The following is an 18471-nucleotide window of genomic DNA, read 5'->3' on the forward strand; positions in this document are numbered from 1 at the left end:
AATTAAATTGTTTCTGGGAGAAAGTGTCCAAAACCGGCGAATTCTATGTGGATGTTTGTTTAAAGAATTGGTATATGCAAATTTTATATTCTTAACCTGATTCTGCCAAACTCTGCAATAAAAAATTATGCCTGAAGGATGTGATGAACCTGTTGAATTTGATAAAAAAGTACTGGTTTCTGGCGGGACTTGTCCTGGTTTTTGCCATTACCCTGGCGGACGTGACCAATCTGACGGTTGAGGCCGGGCGATGGTGTAAACAGCATTACGGACCGAATCTGGTCATATTTTTGGTATTCCTCTTTTCCGGGATGATTTTGGATCCGCGCCGGATTCGGGCGGGGCTGGCGGATTTAAAAGGCACGGTCCACGCATTGATCTTGATTTTTATCATTTCCCCGGTGCTTGCGGCGTGTCTCCAGTTTTTGCCCATTAATGCCGGGATTAAAATCGGGCTGTTCCTGGTGGCCGTCATGCCGACCACCCTGAGCTCCGGGGTGGTGATGACCGGCGCGGCCGGCGGGCGAATGGCCCATTCACTGGTGATCACCGTGATCGCCAATATGCTGGCCGTTGCCACCATACCGATTTCCTTGTCCCTGCTTTTGGAATTGACCGGCAATGAGACCGCCATTGTGATTGACAAGGCTTCGGTTATGATAAAAATCGGATTGTTCGTGGTGCTGCCTTTACTGATCGGTCTTTTTGCCAGATCCATTCTGTATCGCTGGATACAGGGCCACACCAGCCGGTTTCAGATAATCAATCAACTGCTTATCCTGGGGATCGTCTGGATGGGCATCGCCCAGTCCAAACCGGTGGTACTTTCCTCCCAGGGCCAATTGTTAATTATCGTCCTGCTGGTGTTTGCCTTTCATCTGACCCTTCTGGGTGCGGCCTGGCTGAGCATCCGGTTTTTTCAGATTCCCCCCGGCCGGCGGGAAGGCATCCTCTTTATGGGGATACAGAAAACCCTTCCCCTTTCGGTTATCCTTCAGGTCTCCCTGTTTCCGGAATACGGTGAAGCCCTGCTGGTGTGCGTGGGCCATCATTTCATCAGCCTCATGATTGACGGGTTTCTGGTGGGGCGCCTGCGGCCTGCGGCAAAGCCGTCCTCGTCTAAGTAACTTTACGGGTATTAGGTTTTGGGTGTTAGGTATTAGGTTGATAAAATCAAGAATTTATGGTCGGCACGGTGGCCGACCCTATCGATGAATCGGGTTTTTCCCCATTCGTAGGGCGGGCCACCGTGCCCGCCTGAAAAATAGATAGAACAAATTTACCGTGCCTCAGTGCCTTTAAAGCTATTTATAGGCTCGGTCCTGGGCGGCGGCCCCGGGGGGGTGCTTCTAAGTAACTTAATCGTACTCAAGTCCCGCGTGAGCGGGACGGTACTCGTACTCCTCCGAAAAAATTTAAACGAATTAATTAATCAGGTACCCGGACGCCAACTGCCGATACTGATGAACCTGGTTGGCTGTCCAGGCCTCGTCTTTTTTCAGTTCATGGGCCATAAGTTCGGCGACTTTGGGCGCCATCTCCATGCTGGCCCGGGCATCCAGCAGCAGCGCGCGGGTCCGGCGGGAGAGGAAATCCTCAACCGTGCGGGCCATCTCCCGGCGCACCGCATAGATGACTTCCGCCGCCACCGTGGTGAAATTCCCGTGAAGTTTTTCCTTATAGTCGCCATTTTCATTCATCAGATCGATAATGGACTGCGCATCGGATCCGTAGATGGCAAGTTCGCCGAATTTTTCGCTGTTTCTATGAAATCCGTGAATATGAAGATCTGCGGACACAGACGATGAATCCGGCAGTTGAGCCACGGTGGCGGCCTGATCAATGGTATCCTCCGCCATCTTCCGGCAGGTGGTCCATTTCCCGCCGGTAATCGTCACTAGGCCGGATCGGGAGATATGAATGGTGTGATCCCGGGAGATGGCCGCGGTGTTGCCGCCTGAGCCTTCGCTGACCAGGGGCCGTAGGCCAGCGAATATGCTTAAAACATCACTCGGCGAGGGGTCTTTGGTGAGATAATGGGCGGCATGGGTCAGCAGAAATTCGATTTCTTCTTCCATAGCCCGCGGCTCCAGGGAGATGTCCTTTATCAGCGTGTCTGTGGTGCCCACAACGACCTTGTCATGCCAGGGCGTGGCAAAAAGCACCCGGCCGTCCGCGGTATGCGGCACCATAATGGCGCTGTCTCCCGGCAGAAATGACTTGTCCAGCACGATGTGAATGCCCTGGCTGGGCATAATCATACCTTCCGTATCGGGCTCATCCATTTTTAAAATGCTGTCCGTGAATACGCCGGTGGCGTTAATCACCCCTTTGGCCGGGATGTCGTATTCCGTTCCGGTCTCCATGTCCTTGGCCTTAACCCCGGAGACGATGTCGTTCTGCTTTTGCAACCGGGTGACCTTCATATAATTGATCATAGTGGCCGACTGCTCGGCCGCGGTTTGGGCCATATTCACCGCCAGGCGCGCATCATCGAACTGGCCGTCATAATAAATGACGCCTCCGCGAAGCCCCTTGGTTTCGATGGTCGGCAAATATTCCAGGGTTTTTTCCTTGGACAGGAACTTGGAGTGGCCGAACCCGTGTTTTCCGGCCAGCATATCGTAGACCTTGAGACCGATGCCGTAGAACGGACCCTCCCACCAATCGTAGTTGGGCACCACAAATCGCAGGTTATGAACTAAATGCGGGGCGTTTTTTCGAAGCAGCCCCCGCTCTTTCAGGGCTTCCAGAACCAGGGTGATGTTACCCTGCTGCAGATACCGCACGCCCCCATGGATCAGCTTGGTGCTCCGGCTGGAAGTGCCTTTGGAAAAGTCGTCCTGCTCCAGCAGGATAGTCTGATAACCGCGGGATGCGGCCTCAATCGCGCAGGCCAGCCCGGTGGCCCCGCCGCCGATGATGACAAAGTCCCAGGGTTGATTGGCATGTTGAATTCTGGACAGCATTTCATCGCGGTTCATGGACACCTCCGTCGAGATCGGATTGATTCGGTTCTTTTTTTTGCATGATATGTGGATTCAGAAAGTCGACAATGGTTTCGCGAAAAGCCAGGGGAAAATCATTATGCCCGCAGTCATAGGATACCATTTGTCCGTTTGGCGAAGCCTCGTAAAGACGCCTGCCATGCTCCCACGGGATGACTTCATCCTGCCGGCCATGGATGATTAAAACAGGTGACTGATATTCGGATACGGCTTCCAGGTTATCAAACGGATCCCGGGTGAGGCTGGCCGGCGCCAGATAGCGCTTTACAAAAAACCGGGTGTCCGTGAAGGTGCACATCAGAATCATGGCCGCGGACGGGCGGTGCCGCGACAGGTCACAGACCGCGCCGCCGCCCAGCGAGCGGCCGAACAAAACCACCTTTGAAGCGTCCACTTCCGGGCGCCGGGTGATAAGGTCATAGGCGTTTGTAAAGGTCTCTGAAATGCTTCCCATGGACGGCCGCCCCGGGGACCGGCCGTAACCGGGATATTCCACCAGCAGGACCCCGATCCCCCGGGCGGCCATATAAAGCCCGTCTGCCAGGTTATCATCAATCAGTTCCCCGTTTCCATGGGCAACGATCATTATGGGGTAGGGCGGGACGCCGGTTTGCGGCTTTAGATACCAGGCTTCTACTTGTCCAAATTCGGTGGGCACCCAAACCACTTCACCGGATTTATTTGAGAGATCCGGCCGGGCCGGGGTCTGAATAATTTGCCGCGGAAACATCACCGGCCGCTGGGCCAGAAATATCAGGCCGCAGTAGGCGGCGTACAGAACAAAGGCGCCGGCTGCAATTTTAAACATTATGGGTATCAATGAATTGATTTTTTAGTTCAGCCATTCGGTTAACGGAGGCAAGTCCTTCCGCATAAAAGCCGGCATCCTCGCGCATGGACTGCAAGATTTCATCCCGCGCGGCTTCAATGTTCGGGCCGGGATGGCAGATCAGGGCGATATCCACATTTGCATTCATCACCCGCCGAATAATGGTTTTAATGTCATAATGCTTGGCAATCGCCCCCATGTCAAGATCATCTGTGATAACAAGGCCGTTATAGCCGAGCTTTTGCCGCAGCAGCTCATTTGCGATTCTTGCCGACAGACTGGCGGGCCAGTCCGGGTCAAGGCCGGTGTATCGAATGTGAGAGAGCATGATGCCGGCTGCCTGATTTTCGACCGCGGCCCTGAAAGGAATCAGGTCATAGGCTTCCATGTCCGCGAGGGGACTGTCCAAAGTCGGGAGTTCATAGTGGGAGTCTAAAACCGTCCGGCCGATGCCGGGAAAATGTTTGGCCACAGCCATGAGCCCGTTTGTTTGAAAATGCCGGATTACTGTGCTGCCCATCTGCGCCACATATTGCGGGTCATGGCCGAATATGCGTTTGGCATTCACGGAGTCAAAGCTTTCAGGGGCGACATCTACGACCGGGGCCATGTTCATGTTAAAGCCCGCCTCGGTAAGCTCTTTGGCGGTTGTTTCCGCAAATTCGATCGCATCTGCCGGTCCGCTCATGGCGGGGTTTCCGGGAAACTCCGTAAAGGGGGCTTTAAGCCGGGCTACCACGCCGCCTTCCTGGTCCACGGCAATAAATAAGGGCGGCTGGCCGCAGGATCTGGCATAATCCTGGATGGAAAAGCACAGGCGGCGGACTTGCGCCGGGTCTTGGATGTTTCTGGCAAAGAGAATCACCCCGCCCGCTTTAATCGTATCAATCTGAAGTTTTAACTCATCGGTCAGCTCGGTGCCGTCAAATCCGACCATCAGCCGCTGGCCGGCAAGCTGCTCGATTGAAAGATCATTTGCCTGCATGCTCCCTAAACTCCGCTGTATCAGTTTCAGGTTTCAGTGTTCAGGTTTTCGCAGGTGCCATCTAGCTGCTCGTTTTTGAGCGGGGCTGATAGCTGCATAGGGGTTCTTCCGCCAGATAGTCGCCGGTGGCTTCATAGGCCCGGGCGCGGCATCCGCCGCAGACGGACTTGAACTCGCAGGCCCCGCATTTGCCCTTGAGGTTGTCAAAGTTCCGCAGCTGGTTAAAGATCCCGGAATGCCACCAGATTTCTGAAAACGGGGTTTGGGTCACATCGCCGCAGTTTAGATCCAGGAAACCGCAGGGCTGCACAATACCGGTGTGCGAGATAAAGCAGAAGGATGTGCCGCCCAGGCAGCCCCGGGTGACTGCATCCAGGCCATGGGTGTCATAGGTCACCGAGAGGCCCTCCTGGCGCGCCCGCTGCCTGAGAATCCGGTAATAATGCGGGGCACACGTGGCCTTTAGCTGAAGATTGGTTTTCTGTTTCTGATCATAAAACCAGTTCAGCGTGTATTCGTATTCCTCTGCGGTGATGGCCTGGTCCACGATATATTTCCCGCGTCCGGTGGGCACCAGCAGGAAAATGTGCAGCGCCACAGCGCCCAGGTTTTCCGCCAGTTTGAGGATCTCGGGAATCTGATCATAGTTGTATTTGCTGATGGTGGTGTTGATCTGAAATTCAATACCCTGGGATTTGGCCGCCTCAATGCCCCTAAGCGCCCCTTCAAACGCGCCGTCAACGCCGCGAAAGCCGTCGTGCCGCTCTTTGGTGGCCCCGTCCAGGCTGACGCTGATGCGCTGAATGCCGGAGGCCGCCATTTTTTGGGCCACCGCTTCGGTAATCAATGTGCCGTTGGGCGCCATCACCATCCGGAGCCCCTTGGCGGTGCCGTATTCCGCCAGCTCGAAAATATCCGGCCGCATGAGCGGCTCGCCGCCGGTTAGAATGACGATCGGCTGGCCGACTTCGGCGATCCGGTCAAGCAGCCGAAGCGCCGCCGGGGTATCCAGCTCTCCGGCATAATCCTGGTTGGTGGCGGCAGCCCGGCAATGGGCGCAGTTTAGGTTGCAGTTCCGGGTCACCTCCCAGGCTACCAGCCGAAGGTTGGCATTTTTGGGGGTGGATGCCTGGTTTCCGGGATGGGATTCGGGCTTTTCAGCACTCAATGGGGCTTTTCTCCAAAAATTATCCGGCTGCGTTTAATGCGGCGGCGGCATCCATGGCAAAGTAGGTGAGGATCATGTCCGCACCGGCCCGCTTGATGCCGGTTAAGGTCTCCATCATAACTTCGGTGCCGTTTAGCCAGCCCATCTGTTCGGCAGCCTTGATCATGGCATACTCGCCCGAGACGTTATAAGCGGCCACGGGCAGATCGATTTCTTCGCGCACCCGGTAGATAACATCCAGGTAGGGCAGGGCGGGTTTTATCATGATAATATCCGCGCCTTCCTCCACATCCATGGTGACCTCGCGGATGGCCTCCTGGGCATTGGCCGGGTCCATCTGATAGGTCCGCCGGTCGCCGAACTGCGGGGCCGACTCTGCGGCTGCCCGGAACGGCCCGTAGTAGGCGGAGCAGTATTTGGCCGCATAGCTCATAATGGGCACCTGGCTTAGGCCATTGTCATCCAGGCCCTCGCGGATGGCGTTTATCCGGCCGTCCATCATGTCCGACGGCGCGACCATATCCGCACCCGCCTGGGCATGGGAGATGGCCGTTCGGGCCAGGAGATCCAGGGTAGCGTCATTGTCGATGATCCCCTTTTCCACTACGCCGCAGTGGCCATGATCCGTATACTGGCACAGGCAGACATCGGTAAGGACCATCAGCTCCGGCAGCTTTTTCTTGATCTCCTTGATCGCTTTCTGGACAATGCCGTCTTTGGCATAGGCCCGGGTGGCCAGCTCATCCTTTTTTTCAGGGATGCCAAACAGCATGATGGCCGGGATCCCCTGTTCATAGGCCTGGCCGGCAGCTTTGACGATATGATCTATGGATAGCTGATAATGACCGGGCATGGATGGAATCGGGTTTTTCACGTCCTTTCCGCCAATGGCAAACATGGGCAGAATCAGATCATCCACGGAAAGCGCAGTCTCCCGGATCATCCGCCGAAAGCCGGCAGATTGGCGCATGCGTCTGGCACGATAGTCCGGAAATAGCATGTTGATTACCCCTTTATTTCATTGCTGCTGATTTCTTCATCCGTCAGGTAGCAGGCCGGATCCGGCGCCCACAGGTCACCGGTCACGGCTTCAGCGCGAACCCGGAAATTGCCCCCGCAAATGTCTAACCACTGGCATTTGGCGCATCGGCCGGTCACATAGGCTTTTTTGTTTTTAAGCTTTTTCATCAGGGGGTCGGAAAGATCGGTCCAGATTTCCGAAAACGGCCGGTTTCGCACATTGCCGAAGCTCTTGTGTCGCCAGAACTGATCAGCGTAAACTTCGCCGTCCCAGCTGATACAGCCGATGCCGCGGCCGGAATTATTGCCCTCGTTCATTTTAAGCAGCTCAAGCACTTCCGCGGCCCGCTCCCTGTCTTCCTTTAACAGGCGCAGATACAGATACGGTCCGTCCGCGTGGTTATCCACGGTCAGCACTTCCTTGGGTTTGCCCTTGTCGTGGAGATCTTTTGTCCGGTCAATAATCAGATCAACGGTTCTTCGGGTTTCCTCATGGGAGAGATCATCGTTTACCAAAGAGGAACCGCGGCCGGAATACACCAGATGATAAAAACAGATCCGCGGGATATCGCGCTCCTCCAGAAGGTCAAAGAGAAACGGCACATGCTCGGCGTTGAATTTGTTGATAGTAAACCGAAGCCCCACTTTAATGCCTTCGGCCTGGCAGTTTTCAATACCCTTCATGGCCATGTCAAATGCGCCGTCCACCCCGCGGAACTTATCGTTTATGGCCTTGTTGCCGTCCACGCTGATGCCCACATAGGAAAGGCCGATATCCTTAAACACCCTGGCTGTCTCTCTGCCAATCAGTGTGCCGTTGGTGGAGATCACGGCCCGCATTCCCTTTTCAATGGCATAGGCGGCCAGTTCGGGCAGATCCTTTCGCATCAGGGGTTCCCCGCCGGAAAAAAGGAGCACCGGTGCACCCATCGCCGATAAATCATCGATTAAGCGTTTGCCCTCTTCAGTTGAGAGCTCATTATCTTGCAGCCCGGCCTTGGCATGGGCGTAGCAGTGAATGCATTTCAGGTTGCATTGCTGCGTGATATTCCAGACCACAACGGGTTTTTTATCTTCTGAAAACTGCAGCAGATGGGAGGGCAGATCCCTGGAACTGCGGCTGTAGCGCAGGGCATCCGACGGCTCAACGGTTCCGCAATAAAGTTTTGATATTCCGATCATGGCAATTTTGTTTGTTTTTATAGATTGTCATTTATAACAATTACGGCGTACACCGGGTACGCCGTAATTATTGCCTAAGGTCTTATAAAATTAATCAAGCTGTGTAAATGGTTTTTATGTGGTTGAAGAATCCCGGTCATTCATATTCAGATTCACTTCGCTCATGTCCGCATTGACCTTGTTAAATTCGGTTTTAATCAGCTGATTGAGAAAGGTCTCCGGATTTTCAAGGGCATAGCGGGAAATAAAGAACCGGTTGCGGCCGGTTTTTTCCCGGATCAGCTTCAGCCCGTATTCGAAATCCGAGGACAGTTTCTGATTGATCGTATGGATGCCGGCAGACCGGTCAATCAGCTTTTCAAGCATAAAATCAACCGCATCCTCTTCAAGTACGATATTTACCTCATGCCGGCTGTAAAATTCGATCTCAATGCGCTTAATCTGATCGTAATAGGATTTGATCGCTTTTATTGCATGACCGATCTCCGACACATGATTGCAGTAATGCTCGGCAATCCGGTCAATCCGATAGGATGAAAGCGGCAAGCCGTACTGACTGGCCAGAGTATTGCGGTTTCCTTTGAGATAGGACTTAATAAATCCTTTATACTCGTTTGTTATCTGATCAAAATCCGACAGCCGTTTATCGCTGTCCAATCCGTCCAGCCAACGGCTGAGCACCTCTCCCGGATTTCTGATAACTTCCATGGTGACCGGAAAATGTTTAATATTTGTTGAAGGCAGATGGGTCTCAAACGGAATCAGTGCCTGCTCAATCACGCTCACTAGCCCCCGGGCGCCGGTATTCTCATGCTGCGCCTGCTCAGCCAGGTAGGTCAGCGCATCATCTGAGAACTTGATGTCAATTCCATAGGTGGCAAAATCCATCCGCTTGTTAAGTGTCACCGGATTATTGGGATTTCTCAGGATATCGAGCAGATCCTGATGCCCGAGTTCCTCGAAAACCGCTTTTACCGGAAGCCGGCCGACGAATTCGGATTCAAAGCCGTATTCAATGATGTCTTCGGCTTTGGTCTGCTGCAGGATATTAGACGCCTTTTCCCGATTCCGCATTTTGGCGCCGAATCCCATGTTCTGATTAGTCGTGCGCTTTTTGATGATTTCGGTCAAATCGCCAAACGCGCCGCTCATGATAAACAGAATGTTTTTGGTGTTGACTGATTTTCTCTCGCGCTTGCCGGTTTTTTTGAACTGCTCGACTTCCTGGATCATGGAGATCGGATCATGCGGCACCTTGAGCTCCACTTCCGTCTCTTCCATTGGCTTTAGAAGCGCGCGCTGCACGCCGCTTCGGGATACATCCGCCCCCGCCCAGTTCTGACTGGAAGCGATTTTATCGATTTCATCGATGTAGATGATGCCGTATTGCGCCAGATCGATGTCATTGTCGCTCTCACGGACCAGGTCGCGCACCAGATCCTCCACGTCGCCGCCCACATAACCGGTTTCACTGAATTTTGTGGCATCGCCTTTGACAAACGGAACGCCAAGCTTCTGGGCGATCAGCTTGATCATATAGGTTTTGCCCACGCCGGTCGGACCCATCATCAGGACGTTGTTTTTAATCCCGCCGGTGATTTCCGCTCCGCTGCCATGGCCTCCTTTCTGATAGCGGATCCGGTTGAAGTGGGTGCAGATTTTGGTGGACAGGATCTGTTTGGCCGCTTCCTGGCGAATAATATACTGATCCAGATACTTGATCAGTTCTTCGGGTTTAAGATCAAAATCAATGTCATGCCGGTATTTCCCGCTGTCATCGCCTTCACCGGATTCTTCTTCCTGGGGCATGACGATCGGGGATACGATTTTTACCTGATCCCCGTACTTACGACTCAGAAAGTCGCTGATCTCTTTTTCGATTTCTCTTGGATTGGGTATTTTCTGCTGTTTTTCTCTCATAGTGGTTTCAATATAATCACAGGCATGTTGAGATTCAAGACCGGTGACCCGGAAATTATCACCGGTGTGCGCATCCCGGATTGTTGCCCCATGAATTGTTTGCAATTCATTCACCGCCTGTTATACTAATATAAAAACAGGGTTCATTTTAGTAAACTTGGGTTAAAGGGCTGTGGTTTCCCCAACAGCTTCCCTTTCTTGGTCGGGCAGGCATAAGCCCGGTCAACTCTAAAACCGTTTAAACAAAGGAGGCGACTATGAGTGGCAGTGTTTACAAATTTATCGAAATGGTCGGCACAAGCCCCACATCCTGGGAGGATGCAGCCAAAAATGCCGTGGATACGGCAGCGAAATCCTTGCGCGACCTCAGGGTTGCTGAAGTCAAGGATTTGGACATGAAACTTGAAAACGATAAGGTGGCGTTATACCGGGCGGTGGTTCGGCTCTCGTTTAAGTATCGCGGGGAATAAAGATGCCGTAAATCGCATATGGATTTTTTCGGCCCCCATTTGAACCGAATGGCGGGCCTCAATCCAAAATCCTGAAATAATTATCAAAAAGAGGGCGATCAAAAATGGTCAGCCCTCTTTTTTATTCGCTGTCTTCGATTAGGCGACTGTAATTTCCGGATCCAGATAAACGTCCTGAATCGTATTCAGGAGCTCAACCCCCTCCTTCATCGATTTCTGAAACGCCTTTCGGCCGGAGATCATACCCATGCCGCCGGCCCGCTTGTTTATCACCGCTGTCCTAACCGCCTGGGCCAGATCGTTTTTCCCGGAAGCCCCGCCGGAGTTGATCAGTCCGGCCCGGCCCATATAGCAGTTTATGACCTGGTAGCGGGTCAGATCAATCGGGTGATCGGTGCAGAGTTCGGAGTACATTTTTTCATGGGTCTTGCTGAATTGCAGAGCCGTAAATCCGCCGTTATTGACCGGCTGTTTCTGCTTGACGATATCTGCTTCAAGCGTGACCGCCAGATGATTGGCCTGGCCGGTGAGATCCGCTGCCTGGTGATAGTCCGTCCCCCCGGACTTAAAATGTTCGTTTCGGAGATACGCCCACAGGATAGTGGCCAGCCCGAGTTCATGGGCATAGCGGAAGGCTTCGGCAATTTCCTGGATCTGGCGGTCGCTTTCCGGGGATCCAAAATAAATCGTTGCGCCGACCGCAACAGCGCCCATGTCATAGGCCTGGTCGACAGTTCCGAACAGAATCTGGTCATGGGTATTGGGATAGGAGAGCAGTTCGTTGTGATTGAATTTGACAACAAACGGAATTTTGTGTGCGTATTTGCGTGCCACTGAGCCCAATACCCCGATGGTTGAAGCCACCGCATTGCAGCCGCCCGCCACGCCAAGCCGGACAATGTTTTCCGGATCGAAAAACAGCGGGTTCGGGGCAAACGATGCGCCGGCCGTATGCTCCACGCCCTGATCAACCGGCAGAATGGAAATATATCCGGTGCCGCCCAGCCGGCCATGGTCAAAAATGGCCTGCAGGTTGCGCATCACCCGGATGGACCGGTCAGATTGCGCGACGATCCGATCCACAAAATCCGGCCCCGGCAGATGCAGGTGTTCGGCCGAAACGGTTCGGCACTGGTAGGACAGTAGGTCGTCAGCTTCCTTGTCTAAAAGTTCAATAATCTTCTGGTTCATCATATTCTCCCTTCGATGATGGATTTTGGGACTCTGAGGAATTTTGCATAACGGTTAAACAAAAATTATCGGCCTGTTCTTTCAGTGGGTGTTCCTTATGTTCTATTATAAATATGGACATCGGGACGAGTTGTGCAAATAAAAAGGCAGCCAGGTTATGGGTTTTGAGCCGCAAAATTTGTTTCCGTAATTTCATTTTTTTAGAAGAATTTTTAAAAGATGCCAGTTAACTCATATTTTTTTCTGTATCCTACCCTGAGGACAAAAAGGTTGTAAAATCAGCAATTGATTTTACGATGCTAACGAAAAATCTTGGAGGCGGGGCCGACTAAATGATTTGACACACAGAAGACTTGAAGTTATTGGTTTTCTGTTTACAAAGTTTCACATTTGATTGAATAAGGATCGCTATGAATAACCATGCAAAAATTTATCATCGGGCAGCCATACTGCTGCTTTGTTTTTGCATGGTTTTTATATGCATTGCCGATGTTTTCGCCGTCTGTCTAAGTGACGCACACCCCGGCGGCGCCGCCATCCATTATGTGACGCATCAGGGGACATCAGACAGGCAGGAGCGTCACGGCCCGGGTTGCGACGCGGATCAATTCAGCGACGAAAATCGCTGTGTCGATATAGAACTGTCGAACCTGGGTAAAACCCTTCGGCCCGCCTGTCAGTGCCAACCCGTGGCCGTCATTGACTCCGGTGCTTTGTTCGATGTTGGTGTAATGGCGGATTTTTTTCACCGTCGCCCCGCACCGGATACATCCTTACCGGCATTCTCGCCGCCCATTTTTCTCCAAATACAATCGTTTCTGAATTAAACCGCCTCTCTTTTTCATTTTTTCTGACATCATTTGCATCTAAAGCTTTGTGACAGGCAAACGTGCGCTTTAACTAGTGTGCGCGGGCCTGTTTACAGATAAAAAATCGAGAGGTGTGTCAATGGCTTATCGTTTAACCATATTTATGTTGGCAGCGATGCTGGTCGGCTTATCCGGCTGGACGGCAACAGCGTTCGCCGAGCCCCCCGCAGGCAATCTTTCACTAGACCGGGCACTGGAAAAAGCCCTTTCTGCCAATCCCGACATTATTGCTTTTGAAGGCGAAACCGCCCGGGCCAAAGCCGGCAAAAGGCAGGCCGGCCTGTATCCGAACCCGAAACTGGCCTTCGAATTGGAGGGCTTTGGCGGAAGCGGTCCGTTTTCCGGCATGAATAATGCCGAGCGAACCTTTTTCCTGGAGCAGGAGATTCTCCTGGGGGGAAAAATCAAAAACCGCCGCCGGGTAGCAGCCGAAGAACTCGAAAACATCCGGTGGGAAATGCGCGTGCTTAAGCAGGACATCAGCAATGCCGTAAAGCAGACCTATATCGAGGTTGCGGGCGCTCAGCGGGCAGTCAGGCTTCAGCGGGAAGTCGTGGAACTATCCGGTCGGGTGTATGAAGCAGTCCGAAAAAAGGCCGATGCCGGCAAGGTGTCCCCGGTCGAGTCAGTAAAAGCGGAAATCGAATTAAAGAACAACCGCCAGGCCCTTCAAAGCCTGAAGCGGGGCCTGGAGCGGAAGCGGAAGGCTTTGGCATCCCTTTGGGGCAGCGCCGAGCCCGATTTTAATAGGGTTAGTGAAAATTTGGAAACATTGCCCATGCTGCCGCCTTTTAACGCACTGGAATCCGCGCTTGAAGAAAATCCGGATATTGGCAGATTCAAAGCGGAGCGCCGATACCGTCAAGCCCGTTACGATCTGGCCCAGGCGCATCGTATCCCGGACCTTTCGCTTTCCGGCGGCTACCGCCAGATACCGGAAAGCGATGACACCGCCTTTATTGCTGAAGTCGCCATCCCGTTAAAGATTTTTGACCGCAACCAGGGCAATATCGAAGCCGCCCGCCAGGCAGTAAAACAGGTGCAAGACCGCCGCTCGGCGGTTATCAACGATCGGCGCCGGCAGCTCATTGCGGCATTTCAGGATGGCCTGACCGCCCGGGACGAGATTCTTGCCCTTGAGCAGGAAATCATTCCGGCCACCCGGCAGGTTTTTGCCGCCAAAAAAGAAGGCTATTTGAACGGCAAATTTCCTTTTCTGGAATTGCTCGATGCCCAGCGGGTATTGTTTGACAGCCAAGAGCGGTACAACGACGCACTGGTTGCGTATCACCTGGCCGCCGCTGAAATCGAGCGGCTTACCGGCCGATCAATAGAAAAAGCACCGGCAGAAGACCAGAATATTATGAAATCCGTTCCGAAACAAGGAGACAAAGAATAATGAGAATCCATGGACATCATTATCCAGCCTTATTGATTATACTGATTGCCGCTTTTTCCCTGCTCTCCGTGGCCCCGACCCCGGTGCTGCCCGTTGGCCATGCCCTGGCGCAAGCGCAAAATCATCATGAACATGGGCAAGAGGTCCACGCCGAACACGAACCTCACGGATCGATTGAACACAAAGCCCATGAAAGCGGGGAGGCTTCCGAACAAGCCCACAACGACAAAGAAGAAGATGCCGAAGCGGTTCACATGACCGCCGCGCAAATCAAAGAATTCGGTATTCAAACCGCCGGTGCCGGCCCGGGAGAGATCCATGTCCAGACTGAGCTGCCCGGCGAGATCGTCCCCGCCCCGGACCGGGTGGCCCATGTGGTGCCCCGGGTATCAGGATTTACCCGGCAGGTTCTGAAAAAAACAGGCGACAATGTGGCCAAAGGAGAGGTGCTGGCCGTAATCGACAGCCGGGAATTGGCGGATGTGAAATCCGAATACCTGACGGCGCGCAAACGACTGGAGTTGGCGCAGACTGACTTTAAGCGGGAAAAACGGCTCTGGAATCAAAAAATCACCTCCGAGCAGGAATTTCTGGATGCAAAGACCGCCATGGCCGAAGCCGATATCCAACTCTACAGCGCAAAGCAGAAGCTTTTGGCCCTGGGATTTGACGTGCAATATTTGGCCGGCCTGTCGGATCAGCAGCAGGAAAGCCTGACCCGATACAATATCACTGCGCCCACCGGCGGTATTGTAACGCAAAGAAGCCTTGCCGTGGGCGAAGTCGTTGACCCGCAATCCGACATCTTTGTAGTGGCCGATCTGGATACGGTATGGGTGAACCTGACCGTTTACCAGAAGGATTTGGGCGATGTTGCCAAAGGGCAGTCGGTGACGATCGTTGCCGACAAGATCAACGCCCGGGCCGAAGGCAGAATCGATTACGTCAGTCCGGTGGTGGATGCGGCCACCCGCACGGCCACCGCCCGGGTGATACTGGACAATTCAGACGGCCGCTGGCGGCCCGGGCTTTTTGTCACCGGCAAAGTCGATACGGAATCGATTCCGGGCGATATTGTTGTGCCCGGGTCGGCCATCCAGTCCATTGATGAAGAGCCGGTCGTATTTGTCAGAACGGACAATGGGTTTGCCCCCGCGCATGTAGAGATCGGAAAGCGCAATACCACGCATGTGGAAATTGCTGCCGGGATTGCACCGAATACCGAAATTGCCGTGACCCATACGTTCATGCTCAAGTCAGAGCTGAAAAAAGAATCCATCGGCGGACATAATCATTAAGAGGAAAAATCATGATTCGAAATATTATCCATACCGCCCTGGCCAACAAGCTGCTGGTGGTCATCTCCATGGTGCTGGTTTTCGGCTTTGGCGTATACGCCTACCGGGGGCTGCCGGTGGATGCCTTTCCGGATGTATCGCCCAGTCTTGTCCAGGTCTTTACGGTTACTGAAGGACTGGCCCCCGAGGAGGTCGAAAAATACGTCACCTATCCCATCGAGGCCAAGATGACCGGTTTGCCTAAGGTGCGCGCAATCCGGTCCGTTTCGAATTTCGGATTGTCGGTGGTCAATATCTATTTCGAGGACGGCACCGACATTTATTTCGCCCGGCAGGTGGTGGGCGAAAAGCTCGGCGAGGCCCGGGAACAAATCCCCGAAGGCTTTGGTGATCCCCAAATGGGGCCCATTGCCACCGGCCAGGGCCAGATCCTGTATTATTATCTGAAAGATACCACCGGACAGTACTCCCTGACCGAACTGAGAACCTTCCAGGACTGGATCGTCAAGTTCAACCTGCAGACCGTTCCCGGTGTGACGGAGGTCCTCGGCATCGGCGGCCACGAAAAGCAGTTTCAGGTGGTCGTGGACCCGGATGCCCTGCTGCGCTACGACCTGTCGTTGCAGGAAATCATTGAAAGAATCGAAAATAACAACCGCAACGTTGGCGCCCAGTTTCTGGAACAAAACGGTGAGCAGCTCATTGTCCGCTCCGAGGGCCTGGCCGAAGGCATCTCCGATCTGGAAAACATTGTGGTCAAAAGCGCAGACGGCCGGCCGGTTTATCTTGCCGACGTGGCGGACATAAAGATCGGCGGCGCCATCCGCCGGGGGCTTCAGACCCGAAACGGCCAGGAGGAAATCGTGGCGGGCATGGTCATCAAGCTTCTCGGCACCAATTCATCGACCGTTATTGCGCAGGTCCAGGAAAAACTGGCGGAAATCCAGAACAGTCTGCCGGAAGGCGTCGAAATCGTGCCGTTTTACGAGCAGAAAACCATTGTGGACGCTTCGGTCAACACGGTCACCAGCGCCCTGGTCCAGGGCATCGGGCTGGTGCTGGTGGTGGTGTTCGTGTTCATGGGCGGCATCCGGCCCAGCCTGATCGTGTCCCTGGCCATACCCTTTTCCGTATTGTTTACTTTCATCGTCATGCGCGTCACCGGCATGTCAGCCAACCTGATGACCCTGGGCGGGGTGGCCATTGCCATCGGGATGATGGTCGACGGCACCATCGTGATGGTGGAAAACGCCGATCGCATGCTGCGCCGCTCCGACCCGGACGAATCCGTATCCCATGTGGTCGCCCGGGCCTGCCGGGAAGTGGCGCGGCCGATCCTGTTTGCCATCAGCATTATTATCATCGTGTTTCTGCCGCTGTTTACCCTGGAAGGGGTGGAGGGCAAGACCTTCCGGCCGCTGGCCTACACCGTATCCATTGCCATGCTGGGGGCGATGATCTACAGCATTTTTCAGACCCCTGCACTGAGCGCGCTGCTGCTCAAACGTCCCGGCGGCAAATCTCCGGGGCCAACAGCGCCAGCGCCGAAAGAACCCCTGGTGGTGCGGGGGCTGCTCAAACCCTATAAGCCGCTGGTCGGATTTTTCGTCCGGTTCCGCTGGCTCGCCGTCAGTCTTTCCCTGGTGCTGCTAATCATCGGGGGCCTCGTCTACCCGCGTCTCGGCCAGGAATTTACCCCGCGGCTCCTGGAAGGCGATATCATGGTAAACCTCACGTTTGCGCCCTCGGCATCCATTTCTGAAAGCAAGCGCAACGTGATGCTTCTGGAAAAGCGCTTTCTTACGATACCGGAGGTATCCGAAGTGGTCAGCCGCATCGGGCGCGGCGAAGTCGGGGCGCATTCGGCGCCGGTGAATGTCAGCCACATGAATGTTTTGTTAAAACCCGAATCCGAGTGGACGGATGCGAAAACCCAGCCGGATATCGAGGCCAAAATCCGGGAGAAACTCAAAGGTTTTCCCGGCGTTCAGACCAATATCACCCAGCCGATCCAATTAAGTGTCGATGAACTCATCGGCGGCGTGAAAGCGGAGCTGGCCGTGAAACTGTTTGGCAACCGCATCGACACCCTCAAGGAGAAAGGCGATGCCATCGGCGCCGTGCTGCGCGATGTGGCCGGCGCAGCAGACGTTCAGGTGCAGCAGATGACCGGTGCGCCGCAGCTCATCATCCGGCCGGACCGAAAGGCCGCAGCCCGGTACGGCATAAACATCGCCGATATCCAGGACGTGATCCGAGCCGCAGTGGGCGGGGTTGAAGCCGGACAAGTATTTGAAGGCATTCGCCGGTTTGACATTTACGTCCGATATGAAGCCTCCGCCCGAAGCACCCCCGAGGCCATCGAAAATATTATCGTACAGACCCCGGACGGGGTTCGCCTGCCGCTTTCCGAGCTGGCAACCGTGAAAACCGTGGTGGGCCCCCGACAGATCCTGCGGGAAAACAACCAGCGCTATATTGCCGTTCAATGCAACGTGGTGGGCCGGGATATCGGCAGCTTCGTAGAAGCCGCCCAAAAACGGATTGCAGCCGACATCGACCTGCCGGCCGGCTATTTTATCAACTGGGGCGGGCAGTTTGAACTACAGCAGCAGGCCAACCAGCGCCTGGCCATCGTGATTCCGGTCACGCTGGCGCTCATTGCGATAATGCTCTACATGAGCTTTAAGACCTTTTCCAGCACCCTGCTCATACTGCTCAACATCCCCCTGGCCTTAGTCGGCGGGGTGGTGGCGCTTTGGATCGGCGGCCAGAACCTCTCGGTTCCCGCGTCAGTGGGATTTATCGCATTATTCGGAATTGCCCTGGAAAACGGGATGGTGCTGGTCACCTATATCAACCAACTCGTCCGGGAAGGTGTGCCGGTCAGTGCCGCATCGATCCAGGGGGCCTGCATGCGGCTGCGGCCGGTGCTCATGACGGCCGCGACCACGGCCCTGGGGCTGATTCCGCTGCTCTTGTCGTCGGGCACGGGCAGCGAGGTGCAGAAACCATTGGCGATTGTGGTCATCGGCGGCCTGGTTTCGTCGACCCTCTTGACCTTGCTGGTACTGCCGAGCCTTTATAAGTGGTTTGTTCCCCGAATAGATGTCGAAACAAACGGGACCTGAG

General features: G+C 54.1%; 14 protein-coding genes. 5 read left to right on the plus strand and 9 right to left on the minus strand.

Annotation, left to right across the window (positions count from 1 at the left end; genetic code table 11):
• Positions 1-152: 152 nt before the first annotated feature.
• Positions 153-1127 carry a bile acid:sodium symporter gene (locus tag U5L07_14220; protein MDZ7832899.1) on the plus strand — a complete coding sequence of 325 codons (975 nt, stop codon included), beginning with the start codon at positions 153-155 and terminating at the stop codon, positions 1125-1127.
• Between the two features lie 297 nt (positions 1128-1424).
• Here U5L07_14220 and U5L07_14225 read toward each other — a convergent pair whose 3' ends face one another.
• From U5L07_14225 to U5L07_14255, 7 genes are all read right to left on the minus strand, one after another.
• On the minus strand, positions 1425-2984 hold the full coding sequence (locus tag U5L07_14225; protein MDZ7832900.1) for a glycerol-3-phosphate dehydrogenase/oxidase: 1560 nt from the start codon (positions 2982-2984) through the stop codon (positions 1425-1427).
• The gene (locus U5L07_14230) at positions 2971-3816 is read right to left on the minus strand and encodes an alpha/beta hydrolase (protein ID MDZ7832901.1); all 846 of its coding nucleotides are present in this window, start codon (positions 3814-3816) and stop codon (positions 2971-2973) included. Before U5L07_14230 ends, U5L07_14225 begins: the two co-directional genes overlap by 14 nt.
• Positions 3809-4822 (minus strand): glycoside hydrolase family 3 N-terminal domain-containing protein, encoded by a 1014-nt coding sequence (locus U5L07_14235; protein MDZ7832902.1) that lies wholly within the window; start codon positions 4820-4822, stop codon positions 3809-3811. Before U5L07_14235 ends, U5L07_14230 begins: the two co-directional genes overlap by 8 nt.
• Before the next feature lie 61 nt (positions 4823-4883).
• On the minus strand, positions 4884-5990 hold the full coding sequence (gene ahbD, locus U5L07_14240; GenBank protein ID MDZ7832903.1) for a heme b synthase: 1107 nt from the start codon (positions 5988-5990) through the stop codon (positions 4884-4886).
• Between the two features lie 19 nt (positions 5991-6009).
• Positions 6010-6990 carry a porphobilinogen synthase gene (hemB, locus tag U5L07_14245; GenBank protein MDZ7832904.1) on the minus strand — a complete coding sequence of 327 codons (981 nt, stop codon included), beginning with the start codon at positions 6988-6990 and terminating at the stop codon, positions 6010-6012.
• 5 nt (positions 6991-6995) lie between these two features.
• Positions 6996-8192 (minus strand): 12,18-didecarboxysiroheme deacetylase, encoded by a 1197-nt coding sequence (gene ahbC, locus U5L07_14250; GenBank protein MDZ7832905.1) that lies wholly within the window; start codon positions 8190-8192, stop codon positions 6996-6998.
• Positions 8193-8306: 114 nt separating this feature from the next.
• On the minus strand, positions 8307-10217 hold the full coding sequence (locus U5L07_14255; protein ID MDZ7832906.1) for an AAA family ATPase: 1911 nt from the start codon (positions 10215-10217) through the stop codon (positions 8307-8309).
• 152 nt (positions 10218-10369) lie between these two features.
• Here U5L07_14255 and U5L07_14260 point away from each other — a divergent pair, with 152 nt between their 5' ends.
• Positions 10370-10582: a dodecin family protein gene (locus U5L07_14260; protein MDZ7832907.1), complete on the plus strand. Its 213-nt coding sequence runs from the start codon at positions 10370-10372 to the stop codon at positions 10580-10582.
• A 138-nt stretch (positions 10583-10720) separates the two neighbouring features.
• Here the strand turns inward: U5L07_14260 and U5L07_14265 are convergent, their stop codons facing one another.
• A complete protein-coding gene (locus U5L07_14265; GenBank protein MDZ7832908.1) occupies positions 10721-11773 on the minus strand; it encodes a class I fructose-bisphosphate aldolase in 1053 nt (350 codons plus the stop codon).
• A gap of 563 nt (positions 11774-12336) precedes the next feature.
• A complete protein-coding gene (locus U5L07_14270) occupies positions 12337-12522 on the minus strand; it encodes a hypothetical protein (GenBank protein MDZ7832909.1) in 186 nt (61 codons plus the stop codon).
• A gap of 199 nt (positions 12523-12721) precedes the next feature.
• On the opposite strand from U5L07_14270, the gene U5L07_14275 reads away from it, so the two are divergent.
• Genes U5L07_14275 through U5L07_14285 form a run of 3 tightly spaced genes read left to right on the plus strand, consistent with a single transcriptional unit; the run spans position 12722 to position 18470 of the window.
• Complete coding sequence (locus U5L07_14275) at positions 12722-14041, plus strand: TolC family protein (GenBank protein MDZ7832910.1); 1320 nt, start codon at positions 12722-12724, stop codon at positions 14039-14041.
• Entirely contained in the window at positions 14041-15339 is a 1299-nt protein-coding gene (locus U5L07_14280) for an efflux RND transporter periplasmic adaptor subunit (protein ID MDZ7832911.1), read from the plus strand. Before U5L07_14275 ends, U5L07_14280 begins: the two co-directional genes overlap by 1 nt.
• Positions 15340-15350: 11 nt before the next feature.
• Positions 15351-18470 (plus strand): CusA/CzcA family heavy metal efflux RND transporter, encoded by a 3120-nt coding sequence (locus U5L07_14285; GenBank protein ID MDZ7832912.1) that lies wholly within the window; start codon positions 15351-15353, stop codon positions 18468-18470.
• Position 18471 lies beyond the last annotated feature (1 nt).

Source organism: Desulfobacterales bacterium, from assembly GCA_034520365.1.
Classification (GTDB): Bacteria; Desulfobacterota; Desulfobacteria; order Desulfobacterales; family Desulfosalsimonadaceae; genus M55B175.